Origin of the sequence: Arthrobacter sp. UYCu511 (assembly GCF_040547105.1) — a bacterium.
Lineage (GTDB): Bacteria > Actinomycetota > Actinomycetes > Actinomycetales > Micrococcaceae > Specibacter > Specibacter psychrochitiniphilus.
Map to the genome: position 1 here is coordinate 165,360 of NZ_JBEPPB010000006.1, position 24,087 is coordinate 189,446.

16 protein-coding genes and 3 tRNA genes are annotated in these 24,087 nt (G+C 60.4%); 8 read left to right on the forward strand and 11 right to left on the reverse strand.

Annotated features, from left to right (window positions below):
* Positions 1-74: 74 nt before the first annotated feature.
* The 3 genes from ABIB48_RS10630 to ABIB48_RS10640 all read right to left on the reverse strand — a co-directional run bounded on the left by ABIB48_RS10630 (position 75) and on the right by ABIB48_RS10640 (position 6,796).
* On the reverse strand, positions 75-3,353 hold the full coding sequence (locus ABIB48_RS10630; protein WP_354212949.1) for an efflux RND transporter permease subunit: 3,279 nt from the start codon (positions 3,351-3,353) through the stop codon (positions 75-77).
* Between the two features lie 67 nt (positions 3,354-3,420).
* The gene (locus ABIB48_RS10635; protein WP_315913140.1) at positions 3,421-4,908 is read right to left on the reverse strand and encodes a malate:quinone oxidoreductase; all 1,488 of its coding nucleotides are present in this window, start codon (positions 4,906-4,908) and stop codon (positions 3,421-3,423) included.
* A gap of 160 nt (positions 4,909-5,068) precedes the next feature.
* The gene (locus tag ABIB48_RS10640; protein ID WP_354212950.1) at positions 5,069-6,796 is read right to left on the reverse strand and encodes an ABC transporter substrate-binding protein; all 1,728 of its coding nucleotides are present in this window, start codon (positions 6,794-6,796) and stop codon (positions 5,069-5,071) included.
* A 119-nt stretch (positions 6,797-6,915) separates the two neighbouring features.
* Between ABIB48_RS10640 and ABIB48_RS10645 the strand changes: the two genes are divergently transcribed.
* Positions 6,916-6,997: transfer RNA gene (locus ABIB48_RS10645), tRNA-Leu, on the forward strand.
* An 80-nt stretch (positions 6,998-7,077) separates the two neighbouring features.
* On the opposite strand, the gene bcp is transcribed toward ABIB48_RS10645, so the two are convergent.
* The 3 genes from bcp to ABIB48_RS10660 form a co-directional block, all read right to left on the reverse strand.
* Positions 7,078-7,554 carry a thioredoxin-dependent thiol peroxidase gene (gene bcp / locus ABIB48_RS10650; protein WP_110106690.1) on the reverse strand — a complete coding sequence of 159 codons (477 nt, stop codon included), beginning with the start codon at positions 7,552-7,554 and terminating at the stop codon, positions 7,078-7,080.
* Between the two features lie 257 nt (positions 7,555-7,811).
* Positions 7,812-7,884: transfer RNA gene (locus ABIB48_RS10655), tRNA-Lys, on the reverse strand.
* Between the two features lie 70 nt (positions 7,885-7,954).
* Positions 7,955-8,027 (reverse strand) — tRNA-Lys (locus tag ABIB48_RS10660).
* 321 nt (positions 8,028-8,348) lie between these two features.
* Between ABIB48_RS10660 and ilvD the strand changes: the two genes are divergently transcribed.
* The 6 genes from ilvD to metG all read left to right on the forward strand — a co-directional run bounded on the left by ilvD (position 8,349) and on the right by metG (position 17,679).
* Positions 8,349-10,097 carry a dihydroxy-acid dehydratase gene (gene ilvD, locus ABIB48_RS10665; RefSeq protein WP_110106691.1) on the forward strand — a complete coding sequence of 583 codons (1,749 nt, stop codon included), beginning with the start codon at positions 8,349-8,351 and terminating at the stop codon, positions 10,095-10,097.
* Positions 10,098-10,489: 392 nt separating this feature from the next.
* A complete protein-coding gene (locus tag ABIB48_RS10670; RefSeq protein WP_315913143.1) occupies positions 10,490-12,379 on the forward strand; it encodes an acetolactate synthase large subunit in 1,890 nt (629 codons plus the stop codon).
* A gap of 3 nt (positions 12,380-12,382) precedes the next feature.
* Entirely contained in the window at positions 12,383-12,895 is a 513-nt protein-coding gene (gene ilvN / locus ABIB48_RS10675) for an acetolactate synthase small subunit (protein WP_110106693.1), read from the forward strand.
* A gap of 88 nt (positions 12,896-12,983) precedes the next feature.
* Positions 12,984-14,012 (forward strand): ketol-acid reductoisomerase, encoded by a 1,029-nt coding sequence (ilvC, locus tag ABIB48_RS10680; protein WP_110106694.1) that lies wholly within the window; start codon positions 12,984-12,986, stop codon positions 14,010-14,012.
* A gap of 272 nt (positions 14,013-14,284) precedes the next feature.
* Positions 14,285-15,880, forward strand: coding sequence for a phosphoglycerate dehydrogenase (gene serA, locus ABIB48_RS10685; RefSeq protein WP_354212951.1), 1,596 nt, complete (start codon positions 14,285-14,287; stop codon positions 15,878-15,880).
* A gap of 218 nt (positions 15,881-16,098) precedes the next feature.
* Positions 16,099-17,679, forward strand: a complete 1,581-nt coding sequence (gene metG / locus ABIB48_RS10690) for a methionine--tRNA ligase (RefSeq protein ID WP_315913145.1) — start codon at positions 16,099-16,101, stop codon at positions 17,677-17,679.
* Positions 17,680-17,776: 97 nt separating this feature from the next.
* Here metG and ABIB48_RS10695 read toward each other — a convergent pair whose 3' ends face one another.
* The 3 genes from ABIB48_RS10695 to ABIB48_RS10705 all read right to left on the reverse strand — a co-directional run bounded on the left by ABIB48_RS10695 (position 17,777) and on the right by ABIB48_RS10705 (position 22,212).
* Positions 17,777-18,781, reverse strand: a complete 1,005-nt coding sequence (locus ABIB48_RS10695) for a type IV toxin-antitoxin system AbiEi family antitoxin domain-containing protein (RefSeq protein WP_354212952.1) — start codon at positions 18,779-18,781, stop codon at positions 17,777-17,779.
* Between the two features lie 197 nt (positions 18,782-18,978).
* Positions 18,979-21,456, reverse strand: a complete 2,478-nt coding sequence (locus ABIB48_RS10700) for an ABC transporter permease (protein ID WP_354212953.1) — start codon at positions 21,454-21,456, stop codon at positions 18,979-18,981.
* 3 nt (positions 21,457-21,459) lie between these two features.
* The gene (locus tag ABIB48_RS10705) at positions 21,460-22,212 is read right to left on the reverse strand and encodes an ABC transporter ATP-binding protein (protein WP_110106699.1); all 753 of its coding nucleotides are present in this window, start codon (positions 22,210-22,212) and stop codon (positions 21,460-21,462) included.
* Positions 22,213-22,460: 248 nt separating this feature from the next.
* On the opposite strand from ABIB48_RS10705, the gene ABIB48_RS10710 reads away from it, so the two are divergent.
* Positions 22,461-22,994: a hypothetical protein gene (locus ABIB48_RS10710; protein WP_110106700.1), complete on the forward strand. Its 534-nt coding sequence runs from the start codon at positions 22,461-22,463 to the stop codon at positions 22,992-22,994.
* 38 nt (positions 22,995-23,032) lie between these two features.
* Here the strand turns inward: ABIB48_RS10710 and ABIB48_RS10715 are convergent, their stop codons facing one another.
* Together ABIB48_RS10715 and ABIB48_RS10720 are read right to left on the reverse strand one after the other, a co-directional pair.
* Positions 23,033-23,209: a hypothetical protein gene (locus tag ABIB48_RS10715; protein WP_170120973.1), complete on the reverse strand. Its 177-nt coding sequence runs from the start codon at positions 23,207-23,209 to the stop codon at positions 23,033-23,035.
* Between the two features lie 168 nt (positions 23,210-23,377).
* Positions 23,378-24,082: a response regulator gene (locus ABIB48_RS10720; protein ID WP_315913150.1), complete on the reverse strand. Its 705-nt coding sequence runs from the start codon at positions 24,080-24,082 to the stop codon at positions 23,378-23,380.
* Between the last annotated feature and the right edge of the window lie 5 nt (positions 24,083-24,087).

Consider the following 24,087-nt stretch of genomic DNA (forward strand, 5'->3'; position numbering starts at 1 on the left):
AGGGACGTTGAATTTTCAACGTCCCTCAACCATTTGGAGTTAACCCAGGTGCTGATGCCCTTGGAGCTGGACGGTTAGTCTGCGGCGCGGCGGCCGCGGACCTTCGGGATGGCCCCGGTAGTCCAGTCCTGGAAGCCAGCTCCCGCGTGAGCACCAGTATCGGTACTGCCCTGAGCACCCGCGTGAGCACCCGCATGGCTGGCCGGTACGTGCACCACCTTGAGCGCCTTGATGAGATCGTGGCGTTCTTTGCGTCCTTCAACGAGTCGGTACAGCACCGGCACCAGGATCAGGGTCAGGACCGTGGAGGAGATCAACCCACCCACCACCACAACGGCCAGAGGCTGTGAGATGAAGCCCCCGCTTCCGGTCAGGCCCAACGCCATGGGGGTCAGCGCAAAGATGGTGGCCAGCGCGGTCATCAAAATGGGCCGCAAACGCTGCCGTGCACCATGTTCAATGGCGTCGGCCACGTTCATGGCGGGTCTGTCTCCGGCAGGTTGGCGGTACTGGTTGATGAGGTCAATCAGCACAATGGCGTTTGTCACCACAATCCCCACCAGCATCAACATGCCGATCAGTGAAGGAAGGCCCAGCGGGATACCCGTGATGAGCAGCAGACCAATGGCTCCGGTTGCCGCAAAGGGGATGGACACCAACAGGATCAGCGGCTGAATCAACGATTTAAACGTGGCCACCATGATCACATAGACAATGGCGATGGCGGCCAGCATGGCCAGCCCCAATTGCTGGAAGGATTCGGTCTGCTGCGTGGCCGCGCCGCCCATGGTAGCAATGGTGCCAGCGGGCAACTGCATCGAGTCGAGCTTCTTTTGTACCTCGGCGCTGAGCGAACCCAAAGCGTTGCCCTCAGGCGTCACTGAAACTGTGGCCGTGCGCTGGCCGTTGGAGGATGTCACCGTGAGCGGGGCTTGGACCTCTTCAACAGTGGCCACCTGCGAGAGGGGTACGGGCCCTGTTTTGGTGGGGATTTGCGCGGCTGCTAGGGCCTTCACGGAATCAAATTGGGTGCCCAGACCAATCTGGACCTTGTAATCGGTGGTGTCAATGCGCACCGTGCCGCCGGGGATGGGGCTGACGGTGGCGGCCAACAAGCCCGTGATTTGTTGCTCATCCAAGCCGGCCGCAACGGCCTTCGCCCGGTTCACGCTGACCTGGACAACCGGCTGGGTGCCGCTGAGGTTGCTTTCCACCGACTGCGCGCCCGCCAACCCGGTCATGGCCTTGACCAGAGTTTCACTGGCCTGTTGAAGTTCCTCGCCCGTGGTGGCCTTGACAGTGATATCAACGGAGGAAGACATGCCAAAGCCGCCGCCCTGGGACCCCAAGCTGATGACGCCTGCATCCTTGATATCTTCGACGGCGGTACGTACGGTGTCCTGAAGCTTCACCTGGTCCGCATCGGGATCCGTGATGACCTGGAATGAGGCGCTGGAAGCACCGGAGGAGAGAAGCGCCGAAAAGCCGCCGGAGGCGTTGCCCACCGTGACCTGAACATCGGTGACGCCGTCAATGCCGCTCACCACGCTTTCAACTTTCTTGGCAGCTTCGTTGCTGGCTTGCAGGCTTGTACCCGGGGGCAGATCCTGCTGGATGGTGATGCTGTTCTGTCCGGTATCACCTAACAAGTTGGTAGGGAGCAGCGGTGTCATGGCCAGGGTTGCGGCCAGCACAATGCCACCGGCAATGAGCGTCACAACAGGATGTTTTTGGGTCTTGGCCAGGATGGGCAGGTAGCCGCGCTGCAACCAGGACGAACGTTCCTTCTCTTCCACAGCGCTCAGCAGCGCTTTCCCACGCAAGGGGGTGCCGGCGTCGTGCTCCGAGACCGTGCCTGAACTGGTGTGCTCCACCGCGGGCGTGGACTTCAAGAACCAGTACGCCAGAACGGGAACAATGGTCAGCGAGACCAGCAGGGAGGCCAGCAGCGCAAAGGTGACAGTCAGTGCGAAGGGGCGGAAGAGCTCCCCGGCCAGCGAGCCCACAAACGCGATGGGCAAGAACACGGCCACGGTGGTCAGGGTGGAGGCCGTAATGGCTGCCGCAACCTCCTTGATGGCGGCCAGGATGGCGGTCTTCTTGTCCTCACCGTAGCTTAGATGCCGCTTGATGTTCTCGATGACCACAATGGAGTCATCCACCACCCGGCCAATCGCTATGGTGAGCGCGCCCAGGGTCAGGATGTTCAGCGAGTAGCCGGTGGCCCAGAGGCCAATGAACGTCACCAGCAGGGACAGCGGGATGGAGATCGCGGTGACCAGGGTGGAGCGCACTGACATGAGGAAGATCAGGATCACGATGACGGCGAAGCCAAGACCCAACAGGCCTTCCGTGGCGAGGTCGTCAATGGACTTCACAATGAACGGGGCCTGGTCCAGGACGGTGGTGAACTTGGTGTTGTTGCCCATTGATGCCGCCAGTTGTGGCAACATGGTGGCCACCTCTTCGGACACCGAAACCGTGTCTGCCTCAGGCTTTTTCGTAATGGATAGGGCCAGTGTGGCTTTGCCGTTGGTGCGGGTGATGGAGGTGGTGGGGTCATCCGCCAGCGTCACAGTAGCCACGGAGGCGATGGTGGGGATTCCCTCCGCTGCACCGGCCAGGGGCAAGGCCTTGACCGCGTCGAGTGAATCCACGGGGCTGCCGGCCTGGATGGACAAGGTGGTGCCACCGGTGTCCAGGGAGCCGACAGGGACCAAAGTGCCGTTGTTGCTCAGAGCTTGGGAGATGTCACCGGGGTTTACGCCCGCGGCAGCCATTTTGGCGGGATCGGGCAGGATTTGGATGTGCTGGGAATTGGCGCCGCTGACATCGGCGCTGCGGACGCCGTCGATCTTCATGAGCTGCGGCACGGCAATGCGTGCCAGATCCGTGTTCAGTGCAGCGAGGTCTTGATCCGAAGATACTGCCAGGAAGACGATCGGAAAATCGGAGATGCTCCCGGCGATCGGCTGCGGTTGCACACCGTCAGGCAGGCGCTGGCTGACATTGGAGATGGCACGGTCAATTTGGTTCCGGGCCCGGTCCAGGTTGGTGCCATAAGCGAAGGAGAGGCTAATGGTAGAGACGCCGCTGCGGGAGGTGGAGGTGCTGGATTCCAGCCCCTCCACCGCATTCAGCGCAGCTTCAAGAGGAGCGCTGACTTGTTTGTCCACCACGGCTGGAGAGGCGCCGGGCATGGCCGAGACCACAGTGATTTGCGGGAACTCGATACTTGGGATGAGCTCTTGTTTCAGCGATCCCAAGGTGATGACCCCGAACACCATGGCAAAAATTGTGATCAGCGCGATCAGGGCCCGGTTGCCCAACGACATTGTGGCCAATTTGAACATTAACAATCTCCCACTGCTTCTTGCCGGCTGATCCGGGCCCCAATCAAAAGAGCTGAAGGCCCCCTCGTTACTTCAACTGCAAAGAAGCTGCCGTGGCAGCCAGGCTCTTTTCAAAGAGTTCGGCATTTTCATTGAGCTTTGTGCCATAGGTGGGCATCATGGTGCGCAATGAATCCTGCCAGTGAAATTTGTACTGGCGTGGGAAGCAGCGCTGCAACAGTTCCAGCATAATCGGCACGGCCGTGGATGCTCCGGGCGATGCACCGAGCAGGGCTGACAAGGTGCCGTCGGCTGCCGTGATGACTTCAGTGCCGAACTGGAGCACTCCGCCCTTCTTGGCATCCTTCTTGATGATCTGAACCCGCTGGCCTGCCGTGATCAGCTCCCAGTCCTTCCCGTCCGCTTCGGGGAAGTACTCGTGGAGTGCATCCACCTTGCCGGAATGGGTTTTTGTGACCTCGGTGACCAAGTACTTGACCAAGTCCAGATTGTCCTTGCCCACGGCGAGCATGGGGATGATGTTATTGGGGCGGATGGAGCCGGGCAGGTCCATGTAGCTGCCGGTCTTGAGGTACTTGGTGGAGAATCCGCCGTAGGGGCCGAACAGCAAGGAACGCTGGCCGTCAACGTAGCGGGTGTCCAGGTGCGGCACGGACATGGGCGGGGCGCCCACGGATGCTTGGCCGTAGACCTTGGCGCTGTGCTTGGCAGCGAGTTTTTGATCAGTGCAGCGGAAGAACTGGCCGGAGACGGGGAACCCGCCAAAGCCCTTACCCTCGGGAATGCCTGATTTCTGCAGCAGGTGCAGGGCGCCGCCACCGGAGCCGATGAAGACGAACTTGGCCTTCACCTTGCCGTGTTCGCCTGAGGTGGGGTGCTTGAGCCCAACATCCCAGCCGCCGTCAGTGGTGCGGGCCAGATCGGTCACGGTGGTGCCGTAGTTAATCTCCACACCGTTCTTGTCCATGTAGCCCATGAGCTCGCGGGTCAGAGCGCCAAAGTCCACATCCGTGCCTTCAGCGGCGCGGGTGGCGCTGACAACCTGTTGGGGATCACGGCCCTTCATGACCAGAGGCGCCCACTGGGCGATCTTCGCGGGGTCCTCGGAGTACTCCATGGAGGCAAACACGGGGTTTGCCGACAGCGACTCATGGCGGGCCTTGAGGAACTTGCGGTGCGCCTCACCAATCACAAAGCTCATATGCGGCACGGTGTTGATGAAGCCCTTGGGAGAGCCGATCAATGATTCGTCCACCAGGTGCGCCCAAAACTGGCGTGAGAGTTGAAATTGTTCGTTAATGCTGATGGCCTTGGCCGGGTTTACTGAACCGTCTGCGGCCGCCGGTGAGTAGTTAAGCTCACACAGTGCCGAGTGTCCGGTGCCCGCGTTGTTCCAGGGGCTGGAGGACTCCAAACCGGGAGTATCGAGCTGTTCAAAGAGCACAATCTTCCAGTTAGGTTCCAGCTGCTTGAGCATAGTGCCCAGCGTTGCGCTCATGATGCCGCCTCCAATGAGGACAACGTCAGCGTCTTTGGTGTTCGAAATGAAGGTCACAGTCAACTCCAGTAGAGGCTCTTCCTAGCGCTAGAAGCGTATCGCGGCAAGGACTCTAAGCATAAATCAGCACCGTGTTCCCCGCAGGGCGTGCCTTCGTTCCCGCCTGAAGTGCCGCGGCAGGCTGGTTCAGAATGCCTGCGTGCCGCACCGGGCTGGTTCAGCCTGGCGCAGGGGGAGCCAGCTGCACGGCATTGAAGACCTCATTGAGCACCGGGCTCAACGGATAGGACAGCACCCGGTCAGAGAGGGCAATGGCGGAGATGGGAAAGACGATGGGCACAGCCGGGACGGTGGCTGCAATTTGTTTGCTGATGGACTCATAAGCGGCCACACGGTCCGCTCCGTTGGGCATGCTGCGTGCCCGGGTGATTTTGGACACCAGCTGCGGATCCACCAGTCCCAGTTCGCTGCCCGGGGAGCCGAAGATGGGGCCCACAAAATTGTCCGGGTCCGCATAGCTGCCGTTCCATCCCATGAGGCTGAGGGCATGATTGCCGTCTCCCGTGACGGCGGCCAGATAGCCTTCGTTCCACGGGATCGGGACGGGTTTGATGTTGAAGCCAACTTTTGTCAGTTCAACAGCAATTTGGGCGTAGACCTTTTCAGGGGTGGGCAAATAAGTGCGTGCGGCGTTGGTGGGATAGTAAAACCTGAGCTCTTCACCCTTGTAACTGGAGCCTGCCAGGAGCGTTTTTGCTTTCTGTGGATCGTAGCCAATGCCTTCCACGGCATTATTGAAGCCGCTGAGCTTGGGGGGGATGAACTGCGCGGTAGTGGCCGTTCCGCCAATGAAGAAGTTATTGGCAAGCGTTGCCTTGTCAATGGCTGATGCGATGGCCTCGCGCACCTTCAGATCAGCCAGTACAGGGACTCTCTGGTTGATACCCAGATACATGACAGAGAAGGGATCCCGTTGCAGGACCTGCTTTCCGCTCTTGATGAGCTTGTCAAAATTACTGGGCGTGACCGGGTCAAAGCCATCGATGGAGCCCTCGTCCAAGGCCGCCAGCCTGGTTTCGGGCTGTTCGAAGGTTTTGAAGTTCAAGACGGTGATCTGACCCTTTTCACCCCAATAGTTTTTGTTGGCGTTCATGGTCACAGACCCTGCGGAGGCCTGCCCAAAGGTGAACGGTCCGGTGCCCACAGGATGCAATCCATAGCGGGACACCTTGTTCCCGGCGAAGGAGCGGTCCAGCACATTGGCGGTAAAGGACTTCAACGCCGTGGGGGAGGAGATGGCAAAGGCTGGCACGGTCAGTGCCTGCAGGAATCCGGTGAGCCGCGTCTTCAACCCCAGGGTGAGCGTCAGCGGGTCATCAACCGTACAGCCTTCATAGAGGGAGTTTTCCGGATCGTCGCTGAAGGCACGGAACACTTGTTTGAAGGTGGACGTGGAGCCGTCTGCGCGGATTGCCGGAGGCAGGGAGTACCAGCGCTCAAAGTTGGCGCACACGGCCGCTGCGTTAAACGGGGTCCCGTCATGGAAAGAAACACCCTTGCGCAGGGTGAAGGTGTAGTGCAGCCCATCCGCATCCTCTACCCATTTCGTGGCGAGGCTTGGTGCCGGTGCCCCTGTGACCGGATTGATGGTCACCAGCCCCTCCATGATCTGGCGTGTTACCCGGTACGACTCCGTGTCCGCAACCAGCGCCGGATCAAAACCCAGCGGGTCAGATCCCGTACCGAAATTGAACACGGTGGGCGTCACGGCGTGGGTGGGTGCCGCCGTGGTACTGGGGGATTGGGGCGCAGGAGCAGTGCAGGAAGTTGCGCCCAGAAGAACGATGGCGGCCAGGGCTGTGGTTCGCAGGATACTCAGGGGCACTGGGTCACCTTGCGCACTGGGTTGGCAGGGCATGGCACGTTCGGGTTCTCCTTGCAGCACGGACTCTCCATCAGCCACTTATCATAGTGGCTGATTCTGGTGGCTTCCTCAGGGTTAGGACCGCTGTGGTTAAAACTACCCGGAGGAGACGGTAGTATTGTTCATGCTTCAATGCACATGCGCGAGTGGTGGAATTGGTAGACACGCAGGTTTTAGGTACCTGTGCCTTCGGGCGTAGGGGTTCAAGTCCCCTCTTGCGCACTAGAAAAAGGCCCCTTATTCGAGGATTCCTCGGTAAGGGGCCTTTCTCATGCTTGGGTCAGGCGGCTAGCCGGCAGCTGTTAGGCGGCGTCGATTTTCAAGTCACGGCGCAACTTGGCCACGTGGCCGGTGGCGCGCACGTTGTACTGGGCCACCTCAACGCTGCCGCTCTCGTCGAGAACAATGGTGGAACGGATCAAACCTTCGTAGGTCTTCCCGTAATTCTTCTTCTCACCCCAGGCCGCGTAGGCGAGAGCAACGCTATGGTCCGAGTCGCTAAGGAGCGGGTAATTCAATTCATCCCGAGCCTTGAATTTTTCCAGCTTGGAGACGGGGTCGGGGGAGATGCCCAACACCTTATAGCCACCGCCCTGCAAGGAAGCAAGGCTGTCACGGAAATCGCAAGCCTGTTTGGTGCAACCTGGAGTCATGGCTGCCGGGTAGAAGAACAAAACCACTTTCTGGCCGGCGAAGTCTGCCAGCGAGGTAGTGCCGCCGTCCGCGTTGGGCAAGTTGAATGCGGGGGCCGGATCGCCGGGGACAAGACGTTCAGTCATGGGTGCTCCTGAAAGGTGGAAGGTGAAAATCTTGTTTTCAGCCTAGGTGAGGTGTGCTGCGGGGCACGAATCCGGCCCTGTCAGCACTTTGGCCGCCGGTGCACCAGATGGGTTAGCGGGCCTCATCGGTCAGCCGGCCTGATGTGGTAGCGGGTTAGGGGCCAAATTGGCGCCGTGCGCTGCTGACAACTTCAAAAAGGGCAACAAAAAACCGCTCCAACCCCGGCGCTTGCCAGTGTTGGAGCGGTTTTACCCTGTGCACCCCTCCGGACTTGAACCGGAAACCCATTGATTAAGAGTCAATTGCTCTGCCAATTGAGCTAGGGGTGCGTATTTTTTTACTGCAGTAAAAAACCGTTCCAGCACTAGTTGTTACCAATGCCGGAACGGCCTTACTCTGTGCACCCCTCCGGACTTGAACCGGAAACCCATTGATTAAGAGTCAATTGCTCTGCCAATTGAGCTAGGGGTGCATCTTCGCTGCAGTGGCACTCAGCAGATTGTGTCTGCTGTGTTCTTTGCAACGACATGAAACTATACGGCTTTTTTGTGCGGGTGTGAAATCGATTAGTCAGATTTTGCCTCTTTTGCGGCAGGGATCACATTCTGAGGTCCTGAGATCCTTGTTATTCCGGGGAATTTGCTCAAATAAATTCTCTGCAAAATGCCGCTGGGTACATGCAAGCCCGGCTAGCCCCCACCAGCGCGAGCCGCCAAGCCGCCTCCAGTACCGCCACCCGCCGGCAAACCACCTAAAGTGGCGCACTTCACGCTTGCGCCATAGACTGGCGCCCATGAGCGTAGAAACGAATTCTGTTGAGCCGGAAGACACAGTTGTACGCACCGCCGATGGGCGCCCGGACATTAAGCCCCGAAGCCGGGTGGTCACCGATGGCATCCATGCGGCCCCCGCCCGTGGCATGTTCCGGGCAGTGGGTATGGGGGACGATGACTTCCGCAAGCCCCAGATCGGTGTAGCGAGTTCGTGGAATGAAATCACCCCGTGCAACCTTTCTTTAAACCGTCTGGCCCAAGGCGCCAAGGAAGGCGTCTTCGCTGCAGACGGTTTTCCCATGCAATTCGGCACTATTTCCGTCTCCGACGGCATTTCCATGGGGCACGAGGGTATGCACTTCTCCCTCGTCTCACGCGAAGTCATTGCGGACTCCGTGGAAACAGTCATGATGGCCGAGAGGTTGGACGGCTCCGTTCTCCTTGCCGGCTGTGACAAGTCCTTGCCCGGCATGCTCATGGCTGCCGCACGGCTCAACCTTGCCAGCGTGTTCCTTTACGCCGGCTCCATCATGCCCGGCTTCGCCAAATTAGAGGATGGCACGGAGAAGGAAGTCACCTTGATTGACGCCTTCGAGGCGGTGGGGGCCTGCGCCGCCGGCAAGATGAGCATGAAAGATCTGGATTCCATTGAGCGCGCCATTTGTCCCGGTGAAGGTGCCTGCGGCGGCATGTACACGGCCAATACCATGGCCTGTATTGGCGAGGCCCTGGGTATGTCTCTTCCCGGTTCGGCTGCACCGCCCAGCGCTGACCGGCGCCGTGACATGTACGCGCGCAAGTCCGGCGAAGCCGTGGTGCATCTGCTGGAAAAGGGCATCCGTGCCCGCGACATTATGACGAAGAAGGCTTTTGAGAATGCCATTGCCGTCACCATGGCCTTTGGAGGTTCCACTAATGCCGTTCTGCACCTGCTGGCCATTGCCCGCGAAGCTAACGTTGATCTGAGCCTTGCCGACTTCAACCGCATTGGCGATAAGGTCCCGCACCTAGGCGATCTGAAACCCTTTGGCCGCTACGTGATGTTCGACGTCGACAAGATCGGCGGAGTGCCTGTCATCATGAAGGCATTGCTCGACGCCGGGCTCCTCCATGGCGATTGCCTCACCGTGACAGGCAAAACAGTGGCCGAGAACTTGGCCGAGATTAACCCGCCGGACCCGGATGGCAAGGTTCTGCGTGCCATCTCGAATCCAATCCACAAAACGGGCGGCATCACTGTGCTCCACGGATCGATGGCTCCGGACGGGGCAGTGGTCAAGAGTGCAGGCTTTGATCTGGACGTCTTTGAAGGTAGCGCCCGTGTTTTTGAGCGTGAGCAGGGCGCCCTGGAGGCGCTTGGCCGTGGTGAGATTCAAGCCGGTGATGTTGTGGTGATCCGTTACGAGGGTCCCAAGGGTGGTCCCGGCATGCGCGAGATGCTCGCCATCACCGGTGCCATTAAGGGCGCCGGGTTGGGCAAGGATGTGCTGCTATTGACCGATGGCCGCTTTTCCGGTGGCACCACCGGGCTGTGTATTGGTCATGTGGCTCCCGAAGCCGTGGACGGCGGGCCCATCGCCTTTGTCAGGGATGGGGACGCCATTCGCGTTGATATTGCCGCGCGCACCTTTGACCTCTTGGTGGAGCCAGCGGAGTTGGAGGCACGCAAGGTGGGGTGGGAGCCGCTTCCGGGCAAGTTCACAACAGGTGTTTTGGCCAAGTATGCCAAGTTGGTCAACAGTGCCTCCACAGGGGCCTATTGCAACTAGCCGCCTTCTGGCGGTTTGTGGGAAGCGGGGTAACGGGCACCACCATGCCCACAGAGTGGACACTGGGTCCACATAGTGAGATGCTAGAGTTGGCCGTTTGACACTCAAGAGCGTAAAACGGGAGACTAAACACATGCAACGAAAGCTCCTAGCCGTCATTAGCTAGCACGTGATGTGAAGCGACCACACCCTTGGTCGCTGACTTGTGGCTTTTACGAATGAGAAAACGTCACAACACGTGCAAACCCCTCGATGAGAGCCTTATGGGCAAGAGGGGTTTTTTTGTTTCCACCACCAGCGGCAACTTGTAACACTGCGTACACCATCCAGAAGTGGACGCAACTGCAGATGAAATACCCGAGAGCCAAGAGTTTCCCCGAAGGAAAGAACCGATGAGCAAAGGAACGCCCGCCAGCCCAGCGCTGATGGCAGCAAAGTCCCCCGGGCACGGTGCGCAAACGAGCAGCCACTCAGGCGTGGTCAGCACCGCAAACCAAGCCTCCGCCGTCCTGGGTCCCAACAATGTTGTGGCGCCTGTCCAGATGAGCGGCTCCGAGGCACTTGTCCGTTCACTTGAAGAATTGGGTGTCAAAGACATTTTTGGTCTGCCTGGTGGCGCCATTCTTCCCACCTATGATCCGCTGATGGCATCAGATCTGAATCACATTCTGGTCCGTCACGAACAGGGTGCCGGGCACGCTGCCCAGGGCTACGCCATGGTGACCGGTGAGGTGGGCGTTTGCATCGCTACCTCCGGTCCGGGCGCTACCAACCTCGTCACCGCCATTATGGATTCCCACATGGACTCGGTTCCCCTGGTGGCCATCACCGGTCAGGTCTCCAGTTCTGTCATCGGCACCGACGCTTTCCAGGAAGCTGACATTGTTGGCATCACCATGCCGATCACCAAGCACTCGTACTTGGTGACCGACCCCAATGACATTCCCCGCGTGCTGGCCGAGGCTTTCCACCTTGCCTCAACCGGGCGCCCCGGTCCCGTCCTCGTGGACGTTGCCAAGGACGCCCAGGTTGGCCAAATGACCTTCTCCTGGCCCCCCGTCATTGACCTGCCCGGCTACCGCCCTGTTTTCCGCGGCCATTCCAAGCAGCTGCGAGAGGCTGCCCGCCTGATCCGCGAAGCCAAGAAGCCTGTCCTCTACGTAGGCGGTGGCGTGGTCAAGGCCAACGCTTCCGCGGAACTGCTGGTTTTGGCCGAACTCACGGGCGCCCCCGTGGTCACCACCTTGATGGCACGCGGCGCGTTCCCCGATTCACATGATCTGCACGTAGGCATGCCCGGCATGCACGGCACGGTCTCCGCCGTGACAGCCTTGCAGCAATCCGATCTGCTCATCACGTTGGGTGCCCGGTTCGATGACCGAGTCACAGGGGTACTGAGCAGTTTCGCTCCCCATGCCAAGGTCATTCACGCTGACATTGACCCCGCGGAAATTTCCAAGAACCGCACCGCCGATGTCCCTATTGTGGGCTCCTTGAAGGAGATCATCCCGGACCTCGTGACGGCCGTCAAAGCCGAGTTTGAGAGCGGCGGAACCCCGAACCTCAGCGACTGGTGGGCGTTCCTGGGCAATTTGCGGGACACCTACCCGTTGGGTTGGACTGAACCCGAAGACGGGCTCATGTCCCCACAACGAGTCATCTCACGCATTGGTGCACTGACGGGTCCTGAAGGCGTCTACGCTGCAGGCGTTGGTCAGCACCAAATGTGGGCTGCGCAGTTCATCAAGTACGAGCGCCCCCGCGCCTGGCTGAACTCCGGCGGCGCCGGGACCATGGGCTACTCGGTGCCTGCGGCCATGGGGGCCAAGGTGGGCAACCCGGACCGTGTGGTCTGGGCCATTGACGGTGACGGCTGTTTCCAGATGACCAACCAGGAACTGGCCACCTGCCGGATCAACAACATTCCCATCAAGGTTGCCATCATCAACAACTCGTCCTTGGGCATGGTGCGCCAGTGGCAGACGCTGTTCTACAACAGCCGCTACTCCAACACCGACCTCAACACGGGCCATGACAGTATCCGTGTGCCGGACTTTGTAAAGATGGCGGATGCCTATGATTGTGTTGGCCTGCGCTGTGAACGCGTTGAGGACATTGACGCCACCATTGAGGCAGCCTTGGCCATCAATGACCGCCCGGTCATCATTGATTTCGTGGTGAGCCCGGACGCCATGGTGTGGCCGATGGTGCCCTCAGGGGTCAGCAACGACCAGATTCAAGTTGCCCGCAACATGACCCCCGTATGGGACGAGGAGGACTAAGGCATGACAAGACATACTCTTTCCGTACTGGTTGAAGATAAGCCCGGTGTATTGACCCGGGTGGCCAGCATGTTTGCCCGCCGCGCCTTCAATATCAACTCACTTGCTGTTGGCCCCACCGAGATTGTGGGTATTTCCCGCATGACGGTAGTGGTTGATGCAGACGGGGACTTGATTGAACAAGTCACCAAACAACTGAACAAGCTGGTCAACGTCATTAAGATCGTTGAACTCGTTCCAGAGAATTCCGTGCAGCGGGACCACATCCTGGTCAAGGTGCGTGCGGACGCCGCGACGAGACTGCAAGTAACCCAAGCTGCAGATCTCTTCCGTGCCTCGGTGGTTGACGTGTCCACAGACTCGCTGACCATTGAAGCCACTGGCTATGCTGACAAGCTGGCCGCCTTGCTCGCAGTCCTGGAGCCCTTCGGGATCCGGGAAATCGTGCAATCAGGCACCTTGGCCGTTGGGCGGGGAAGCCGTTCCATGAGCGATCGGGCGCTGCGCGCTTCCTAGCGCACGGCCCACCGGGACCTGCAGGGCAGGTCCTGGATGAAATACTTTTGATAAAGCACCACACACCATTTATTCAAGGAGTTACACAGTGACCGAAATGTTTTACGACGACGACGCAGACCTGTCAATCATCCAGGGTCGCAAGGTCGCCGTTATCGGCTACGGCAGCCAGGGACACGCACACGCACTGAGCCTGCGCGACTCCGGCGTTGACGTTCGCGTTGGCCTGAAGGCGGGCTCCAAGTCCATCGCCAAGGCAGAGGCAGAGGGCCTGCGCGTCCTCAGCGTTGCTGAGGCAACGGCTGAAGCTGACCTCATCATGATCCTGACCCCGGACCAGGTCCAGCGCTTCGTTTACGCCGAGGACATTGCCCCGAACCTGAAGGCTGGCGACGCCCTGTTCTTCGGCCACGGCTTCAACATCCGCTTTGGCTACATCACGCCCCCGGCTGACGTTGACGTTGCTCTGGTTGCTCCGAAGGCACCGGGTCACACCGTACGCCGCGAATTCGAAGCAGGCCGCGGCATCCCCGACCTGATCGCTGTTGAGCAGGACTTCACCGGTGGCGCCCGCGCCCTGGCTCTGTCCTATGCCAAGGGCATCGGCGGAACCCGAGCAGGGGTCATCGAGACCACCTTCACCGAAGAGACCGAAACGGACCTGTTCGGCGAGCAGGCCGTTCTCTGTGGCGGCGCCTCACAGCTGGTTCAGTACGGCTTTGAAGTTCTGACCGAAGCTGGCTACAAGCCCGAAATCGCCTACTTCGAGGTGCTGCACGAGCTCAAGCTCATTGTTGACCTCATGTGGGAAGGTGGCATTGCCAAGCAGCGCTGGAGCGTTTCCGACACCGCAGAATACGGCGACTACGTCTCCGGCCCGCGCGTCATCACCCCCGAGGTGAAGGAAAACATGAAGGCTGTTCTGGCCGATATCCAGAGCGGTGCGTTCGCCACTCGCTTCATCGAGGACCAGGATGCCGGCGCTCCCGAGTTCCTGGCACTGCGCAAGAAGGGCGAAGAGCACCCCATCGAGTCCACAGGCCGCGAACTGCGCAAGCTGTTCTCCTGGATCTCCACCAACAGCGACGACTACACCGACGGTTCAGTCTCCCGCTAGTCCCCATTCCCTCCCAACTGTTGGTTCGCTAGCGAACCAACAGTTGGGTCCCTCGGGAATGTGGGCCCAGGGCTCTACGTCCTGGTGTTGGACAAATGCGACGTAGATCATGTGATTTATATCGCTTACGTCGGACTTCCCGCCATATATTACGGCACCGAAGCCGGTCTCCCATAAACTGGAGACCGGCTTTTGTCGTTGCTAGGGCACCACAAAAACCATTCACCAAAATCCCCACAAGAACACTAAACGACAAGCTAAAGAGGTCACAGGTGAGCGCCACCAAACCAGTAGTACTCCTCGCGGAGGAACTTTCGCCCGCAACGATCGAGGCATTAGGCCCCGATTTTGAGATCCGCCAGACGGACGGAGCTGACCGTGCCGCTCTGCTGTCCGCCATTGTTGACGTCGATGCGATCCTGGTCCGCTCCGCAACGCAGGTGGATGCCGAAGCCATTGCTGCTGCCAAGAACTTGAAGGTCATTGCCCGTGCCGGCGTGGGGCTGGACAACGTTGATATCAAGGCCGCAACGCAGGCCGGTGTCATGGTGGTCAACGCCCCGACGTCGAACATTGTTTCTGCCGCCGAGCTGACCATTGGCCACATCCTCTCCCTGGCCCGCCACATCCCGGCCGCCAGCACCGCACTGAAAAACGGCGAATGGAAGCGCTCCAAGTACACCGGCACGGAACTGCTGGAAAAGAAGCTGGGCATCATCGGGCTGGGCCGTATTGGCGCCCTGATCACCGAACGCGCCAAGGCCTTCGGCATGGAAATCATTGCCTACGACCCCTACGTCACCTCTGCCCGTGCCGCGAGCCTGGGCGTGCAACTTGTCTCTCTCGATGAGCTGCTGGAACAGGGCGACTTCATCACGATCCACATGCCGCGCACCCCGGAAACCCTGGGCATGATCGGTACCGAGGCCTTCGCGAAAATGAAGAAGACCGCTTACGTCATCAACGTGGCCCGTGGCGGTCTCATCGATGAGGCGGCGCTGAACATTGCCTTGCGTGAGGGTGAAATTGCCGGTGCCGGCATTGATGTGTTCGTGAAGGAACCAGCCACCGACGTTGACTTCCTGGGCCTGGATAACGTCATCGCCACCCCGCACCTGGGTGCTTCCACCGATGAAGCGCAGGAGAAGGCCGGAGTTTCCGTAGCCAAGTCCGTTCGCCTGGCCCTGGCCGGCGAATTGGTGCCCGACGCCGTAAACGTGGCCGGTGGTGTCATTGCCGCCGAGGTCCGCCCCGGCATCCCGCTGATCGAGAAGCTGGGCCGCATCTTCACCGCGCTGACCCACGCCTCGGTGACCCAGATCGACGTCGAAGTGGCCGGCGAAATTGCCGCCCTGGACGTGAAGGCACTGGAACTTTCAGCGCTCAAGGGCGTCTTCAAGGACGTAGTTTCCGAGCAGGTCTCCTACGTCAATGCACCGGTGCTGGCGCAGCAGCGCGGCATCAAGACCAACCTGATCACCACGCTGGAATCAACCGATTACCGCAACGTGCTGACCATCCGCGGCGCCTTGTCAGACGATTCTCAGATCTCCGTCTCAGGTACTTTGACCGGCCCGAAGCAGATCCAAAAGATTGTGGCCGTCAATGGCTACGAGCTGGAAATCCCCATGAGCGATCACCTCTTGGTGATCTCTTACGCTGACCGTCCCGGTGTAGTAGGTACCCTCGGCCGTATCCTTGGCGAGAATAATGTCAATATCGCCGGCATGCAGGTTGCCCGCCACACCGAAGGTGGCCAAGCACTGGCCCTCATCACTGTGGACAGCACCGTGCCGCAGGCGCTGCTGGATTCGATCAAGACCGAAATTGGCGCCACCATGGCCCGTGAGGTCGATCTGGAAGACTAATCCCCACGCCCTCCCAAGGGACCCCAGTGCCGAAAGTTGAAGTCGCGATTCCCGGAGCGGGGATGGATTTCCAAGGTCGCCCTGCGACCGCAGAAATCTTACTGCCGCGAGGGGATCGCGACTTCGGAGTTTAACCGCAGAGTAGGTGCCGCCGTCGTGCGTCAACGGCAGAGGGGACACGAATCAACAATTCCCAGATTTCACGGTAAATTTATGGGGTGAGCACTACTGACTCGGCCAAGACGCCTTACTACCTGACCACCGCCATTACGTACCCTAACGGCGATCCGCACATTGGGCACGCCTACGAGTACATCGCAGCTGACGCCATGGCACGCTTCAAGCGCCTTGACGGGTATGACGTGAAGTTCGTGACGGGTACGGATGAGCATGGCATGAAGATCGCGCAGACGGCCGAGAAGGAAGGCCTGAGTCCCAAGGAACTCGTGGACCGCAATGTCACCATCTTCAAGGACACGCACCAGGCGCTGGGCATCAGCTATGACCGTTTCATCCGCACCACGGACGCCGATCACTACGCTGCATCACAGGCCATCTGGAAGAAAATGGAAGATGCCGGGGATATCTACCTGGGCAAATATGAGGGCTGGTATTCGGTCCGTGACGAGGCCTACTACGGCGAAGACGAGACGGAACTGCGCGAGGACGGCAAGCGTTACTCCAAGGTCACCGATACGGAACTGACCTGGACCGAAGAGGAAAGCTACTTCTTCCGCCTCTCCAACTACCAGGACAAGCTGCTGGCCCTCTACGCCGACCAGCCGGAATTTGGTGCCCCACGCACCCGTTTCAACGAAGTGATCAGCTTCGTCAAGGGCGGGCTGGAAGATCTCTCCGTCAGCCGCACCACCTTCGACTGGGGCGTTCCCGTTCCGGGCAATAACAAGCACGTCATGTACGTGTGGGTTGACGCGCTGACCAACTACATCACGGCCGTTGGTTACCCGGATGTGGACTCCGAAGCATTCAAGAAGTACTGGCCCGCCGATGTCCACATCATTGGCAAGGACATCTCCCGCTTCCACGCCGTGTACTGGCCGGCGTTCCTCATGTCTGCCGGGCTGGAACTGCCCAAGCGCGTCATGATCCACGGTTTCTTGCACAACAACGGCGTGAAGATGTCCAAGTCATTGGGCAACGTGGTGGCTCCGGCCGATTGGGTTGCCCAATACGGCCTGGACCAGGTGCGTTTCTTCTTGCTGCGCGAGGTGCCCTTTGGCGCGGACGGCTCCTACAACCATGACGCCGTGGTGGGCCGGATGAACTCCGACCTCGCCAACAACTTAGGCAATCTGGCCCAGCGTTCTCTGTCCATGGTGGCGAAGAACTGCGCCGGTGTAGTGCCGGCTCATGGCGAGTTCACCGAAGCCGATGAGAGCATTCTGGCCGCGGCCCGTGCCCTTTTAGAACATTCCCGCGCCACCTACCAGGTCCAGGATTTCCACGGCTCGCTGGAAAAGATCTGGCACGTTCTGGGAGACACCAACGCCTACTTCGCCGACCAGGCCCCCTGGGTGCTGCGCAAGACTGACGTCCCCCGTATGGAAACCGTGCTGTATGTGACCCTCGAGGTGCTGCGCATGGTCTCGATCCTCATCCAGCCCGTCATGCCGGATGCCTCGGCGAAGCTGCTAACTGTGTTGGGCCAGGGGGGATCGGCGGACGACGCCGTTCGCCAGTTCGCTGCCATTGCCACACCTCTGGTTCCCGGTACGGTCCTGCCCGCTCCGGCGCCGATCTTTCCCAAGTACGAGGAACCCGCGCCCGTCGAGGCATAGGGTGCACGCATCTGGAGAATGGGACGGCGTTCGCGGATAAAGATGGTGTTAGCCCGCCGTCCTTATCCGCGAACGCCGTCCCTTTTCGCCGAGCGGGCTACTGCCGCCGAAGTCCAGCCTCGTGCAGCACGCGAATGAACCGCTCCTGGTTCATGATGTCCTTCCAATCCCACCGGACAAACCTGACACCTTGTGCTCGAATTTGATCCTCGCGCCACTTTTCCTTTATGACCCGCTGCTGGGTAGTCAGTCCGCTACCCCAGTCAGCGCGCAGGTATTTACCCATGCCATCGAACTCGCCGGCAAGATTGAGTTCCTTGAACCAGAAGTCCGTGTACGCGTTGCTGCCGTCTCGCAGTATGAAGTGTTTTTGTAGTTCGGGTGCGGGGAATCCGAGCAGGTGCATCTTGGCGCGGCTGATCGATTCGCCCGCCGACTCGGACAAGGGAGACGCGAAATGGATGACAGCTAGAGCCCGCTTCTGCGCTGCCTTCGTTGGTAGTTCACCGGCCGCGGCAATGAGGTCTTCGCGCCGCAGCGCCAGCCCCTGCGGGTAAGTGCTCTGCCAGAGCGGAGTGCGCAGTGTCGGCTCCGCATCACGAGCGGTGAAGTGGTTGTAGGCTCGTTGGCGGTTGGAGGTGCGCAGGCTGGAGTCACAGATTGCAACCGCATAGGGAAAATCAAAGCTGAGGATCAACTGCAAGACGGTGTCCACTTTCCCTGTCAGCAGGAACGAGCCGCACCGTTGTACCCGCTCCGTCATGGAGCCGCGGTGGCGGTCCACCCCGTTTTCGTTCCGTCCGCCTCGCATTGCCTCAGTCATGACATGCAGACGTTCCGGTACGCCGACCATCCACAATCCCCATAGGAGTGCTGCCGTTGCGTGGCAGAAGACGGGTTGCTGTGGGGTTGCTACCTGAAAAGCTGAGGCAGTCAGGCCGTACCGCTGCATTGGGCTGAGTTCGCGGAATTCAGTGCTGTTCACGTAAACGCCACGGTGCACCCGCGTCAGCTGGCCCTTGTTACACAGGTCTACCAGCTCCCGGCGGTCTCGGCCTGACTTTTCAAAGTCGGCGGGAATTATCAGTCGTGGCGTGCTCATGAATCAAGCGTCTCATCACGCAGCGTGCCGAAGCAGAGGCAGCCGGCCCGCCTGTGGATAACTTGTTGCGTTGCCCATGTACCTCAAATCGTGAAAAGGACGGCGCTTGCGGATAAGGACGGTCGTCTACGACCGTCCTTATCCGCAAGCGCCGTCCTTTATTCAGAGGTGGCCGCAACATACGCCGATTACCCGCCTCAGTCCATCGCTAAACCTTCAACGGGGGAGAGCTTCGCGGCCAGTCGGGCAGGGACCACGGAGGCCAAGAGCCCGGCAACTACCGCCACCAGCACAACTGTCAGGATTTGGCCCCACGGAATGACCGCCGTGACATCGGCAAAGGATCCCAGCGCTGCCTGCGCACCGCCCCAGCCGTATACGGCACCCAGGGCAGAACCAATGATCGCGGCAACGCCTGCAATGAGCACCGCTTCTAGAGCCAGCATGCCGCGCAACTGCCCACGTGTCAGGCCAAGCGCCCGCAGCAGGGAGTTCTCCCGGGTCCGTTCCAGCACGGACAAGGACAGGGTGTTGGCTACACCGATCAGGGCAATGAAAACGGCCACGGCCAGTAGTGCCGTGACCACAAGGAGCATCATGTCGATGACCTGGTTGAACGTGGCCTTTTCCAGCACGTCCCCACTGACCTGATATTCGTTGACGCCCAGCGCCGTAGCCAGCGAGGTCCGCAAATCCATCAGGGCGTTGGCCTCCAACGATTCATCCACGGAGATCCACAACGGTGCTGCCGCCTCCCGTCGCAGCGGGTCATTCGCTGCAACGGGCGGGAACGCGTCGAGGGAGACCACCGCCATGGGTTCATAGGTTGTGGACGGGGTGGCGGTGATGTTGGTGGTCTGGGTTCCGGAATTCAACGTGGCAGTGGTGGCCTTGACATCTTTGGCCAGCACCACCGAGGTCCGTGTGGGACGGTTAGCGGAATTTGCCAGCAGAGCCGCCGCATCGGCGTCGTGAATCCCGTAAGCCGGAATCTGTAGGTCCCCGGCAGTCACCGTGCCCACCAATTCCAGCCGGGCGATCTGTTTGACGCCGGGCAGGGCTGCGGCGGCGGAGAGCTGATCCGCGGTGATGGCCGGCTCGCCGGGGTAGGCCTGCACCGACAGGTCCACGGGGTAACGGCTGTCCAGCTGGGAGTCGAAGGCCTGCCGGGCCGTGGCTGCTCCTGTCATCATCATGGTCACGAGCGTGACGCCAATGAGCAGGGCGGACGCCGTGGCCGTGGTCCGGCGCGGGTTGCGCACGGCGTTAGCAGCAGCCATCTTGCCTGGCACCCCGGCAGGCACGGCGAGGGTGCCAGCCAGCGCAACGAGCTTGGGCACGAACAGCGTGGCCGCCATGATGACACCCACAAAGGATGCCGCTCCGGCAGGCAAAGCTATCAGCAGGTTGGTGGAAATGCCGCCGTACACAAGGCCCGCGCCACCGGCCAGCAGGAGCACCACACCAATAACCAGGCGCACGCGGCCGCCGGTGTTGTGCATGCTCGCATCGTCAACGGGACGCAGTGCGGCCAGCGGGGCCACGGCAGTTGCGGCCCGGGCCGGGACCAGGGCGGCGAGCACCGTCAACAATGTGCCCACAACCAGTCCGGCAACAATGGCCGACGGCGGCACCGCCAAAGTGGCGAAGGCAAAGTTGGGATTTTGGCCCAGTAGGGTCAAAACGAGTGCCATGGTGCCGGTGGCGACGAGCACGCCTAGGACCGAGGCAATAAACCCAACAGCTATGGCTTCGACCATGACGGAGTTACGCACCTGTGCACGGCTGGCGCCAATACAACGCAGCAAGGCCAGTTCGCGGGTCCGCTGGGCCACCAGTACGGAGAAAGTGTTTGAAACAACCAGTGCCGCCACCAGCAGGGCAACGGCGGCGAACGCGAGCAGCACGATGGTCAGCTGGTCCTGGCCGCCGGTCAACAGAGAGACCTGCTGCGTAGTCTGCTCATCCGGCGTCAGGATTGTGTCCGCCGGCTGATCCAACGTGGTGGCCAGGGCTGCCTTGGCATCTGCAACAGACACGCCCGGTTTGAGCAGCACCGAGATGCCGGTAAAGCCGGAATCGGGGTAACTGAGTTTCTCCACAGCGGCTGTTGTGCCCACGAACTGTGCGGTGCCAGATGACATTGGGTCGAACGAGGCAGCCATGATGCCGGAGACTGTGGCGTGCAGTGAGGCAGGCTCCTTGCCGCCAGCATCCGCTGACATGGTGACCTTGCTGCCCAGGGAAAGTGAGTTGCGCTCGGCCGTGACGCGGTCAACCACCACGTCAGCATCCTTGGTAGGCCACGCACCCGAGAGCAGTTTCACTGGTTCCAGGGCCGGATCCGTGGGCACATCACGTAGTTGTGCGCCGACGGAAGCCTTGCCCAGATTCGTCTGCAGGAACAATGGACGCTGACCAGAGGAGGCGCCAACAACAGGTGAGCTCGTCACGGCGGCCAGTTCCGCCGTCGTCAATGGGGTTTGGGTGGGAGGGGAGATGACAAGGTCCGCCGAGGCGTAGGACTGGCCCAGGGATTCCTTCAGTGAGGCTTTCGTGGAGGCGTTGACCATGAGGGTGGCGGAGAGGAAGGCGACTGCCAGCAGCACGGCCAGGGTGATGGCGATGAAGCGGCGCGAATGGGATTTGAGTTGGCTCAGGGAAACTTGCAGCATGAGTTAGGCCCCCAGTGATGCCAGCGAGGCCAGCACCGAATCAGCGGTGGGGTTTTCCAGTTCGCCCACCAGCTCGCCGTCGTTCATCAAGACAACACGGTCGGCGTAGGAGGCGGCCACGGGGTCGTGCGTGACCATGATGATGGACTGGCCCATCTCACGAGAGGAGCGGCGCAGCATGCCCAAGACCTCGGCGCCAGAGCGCGAATCGAGGTTGCCGGTGGGTTCGTCGCCGAAGATGACGTCGGGGCGGGTGAGTAGGGCACGAGCCACGGCCACGCGCTGCTGCTGGCCGCCGGAGAGCTCGTGCGGCTTGTGCTTGAGGCGGTCAGTGAGGCCCAACGTGGAGGTGATGAACGTGAACCATTCATTATCTACGGTGCCGCCGGCCAGCGCCACGGGAAGGGTGATATTGGCTTCGGCACTCAACGTCGGGACCAAGTTGAAAGCCTGGAACACGAAGCCGATCCGGTCACGGCGCAGTTGTGTCAACGCCTTGTCGTTGAGGGCGGTTAGTTCCGTCTCGCCCAGGTGGATGGTGCCGGAGGTGACTGAATCCAGCCCGGCAAGGCAATGCATCAGTGTAGATTTACCGGAGCCGGAGGGGCCCATGATGGCGGTGAATTGGCCGGCCGGGAACTTCAGGTCAACGCCCTTCAGGGCCGTCACCTCGGTCTCGCCCTTGCCGTAGGTCTTGCGCAAGCCGCGGGCCTGAACCGCCAGCGTGCGCTGTGAATTCTCAGGAGTGATGGTCATGGAACCAGCCTATTTTGCTTGGCGGGCGCAGGGATCGGAGCCGGGGTGGATATCGCCGTGATGTTCGACGCCGGCCCCTCCTACCGTGGGTGGAGGTGCCTTGCGCTGTGGCGGGGCAGAGTCAGCGGACACTCGGGGCAGGGCGGAACTGTAGGCTCCATTACCATGGGGCCTGAACGTCAAAAAGTTCTACTACGGTGAGGACCGATTCGAGGTTAAGAGGCATACGCAGAAAGGTTGGCGCAGACATGAGGGAATGGCTCTGGCAGCACAAAATGATTGCCATTCCGCTGATGATCGTACTGATGGCTATGGTGTCAGTGCTCGTTTACGCGGCCAGCGGGAACGCTTGGTCCTATGGGATCTTTTCTACCCTGTTCAATCTTTTATGGTGGGGCGGACTGTCTTACCTGTTCGCCCGGGAATCACGGAAACGCAAAGCCGCCTTGGAGGAGCGAGGAATCTTCCTCTACCTAAGATATCCGGGGTCCCGTCCAGGATCATTGCATGACATCTGGGCCGGTGGAACGGTGTCCTGCGAGCCACACCGAATCCTATTTCAAGAAGTCATGTCCGGCACAGAGGTCTCCTTGGGTCAGCCGGCAGTATTGGAAGTCATTAAAGTTTCTGACTCTCCGAAGCCTCTGGCAGGCAGCAATGCACGTCACTTGCCCCCTGGCTTGAAGGTGCTGACATTGATCTTGCCACACGGCAGTGTGGAGGTCGCCGCTGACCAGGCGGCCCTAGAAAAACTGCAACAACAGGTGTTGCATGATGGCTAGGCAGACATTGTGCTGCCACATTCTGGATGAGCGGGGACTCACTTCACGCACCGTGGCAACTTCTTCACTGTCGAAAATGTTGAATGTCTGCCCCGGGAGCGGAACAAGTTGATGAGACCTGTCAGCGTGGAGTTGCCGCCGGCGGCGGCATGTGACTCCAAGGCGTTGCGGATCTCGAACAGTTCAAGGACATTGTCGAACAGGAAAAGATCCACGAGCAACGCGAAGCTCTTCAGGATTTCGGCCGGCTCCAGCGAGGAGACGGAGGTTCCCGAGCCAGCCCGCCACACCTACCCGACGGGCCGCAGCCGTTGTGCTCGGCGGGATAGCGTTCGGCAAGACCGCGCCAAAGGTGGGAGAGGGCTGGTGGTGGGGGAGCGGGGCTACCTTGGGGAGACGATGCCCGTCTCGTACGCGATGAGTACCACCTGGACACGGTCGCGCGCGTTCAACTTCGCCAGGATGTGCCCCACGTGCGTCTTCACGGTGGCCTCGGACACGAACAGTTGAGCGGCAATTTCCGGGTTGGAGAGGCCGTTGGCGATCAGCACAAACACCTCGTGCTCACGCGCCGTTAGGGAGGAAACGGCCATGGTGTTGGCGTCGTTGGCTGGGCTGGGGGCAGAAAGCATGGGCGCCACATGGTCCAGCAGGCGGCGCGTGGTGGAGGGAGCAATGACGGCGTCGCCGGCAAAAACGGTACGAATAGCCCCGAGTAGTTCCTCCGGCGGGGCATCCTTGAGCAGGAAGCCGCTGGCTCCGGCCTGGATGGCGGCAAGGGCGTACTCGTCCAAATCAAAGGTTGTCAGCACCACGATTTTCAGCTCCGAGAGCCAGGAACCGGCGGGCGCCGTCTTGGTCCGTTCCATGAGCCGGCGCGTGGTTTCCAGCCCGTCCATGCCGGGCATGCGCACGTCCATGAGCACCACGTCGGCCGCCGTGGCCGCGAGCCCCTGCAGTGCCTCGATGCCGTTGCCGGCCTGCAGCACCACCTCAAGGTCGGGCTGGGAATTGATCAGCATGCCAAAGCCGGAGCGGACCAATTGCTGGTCGTCAACAAGGGCCACGCGAATGGGGGAGGGGGTCATGAAAG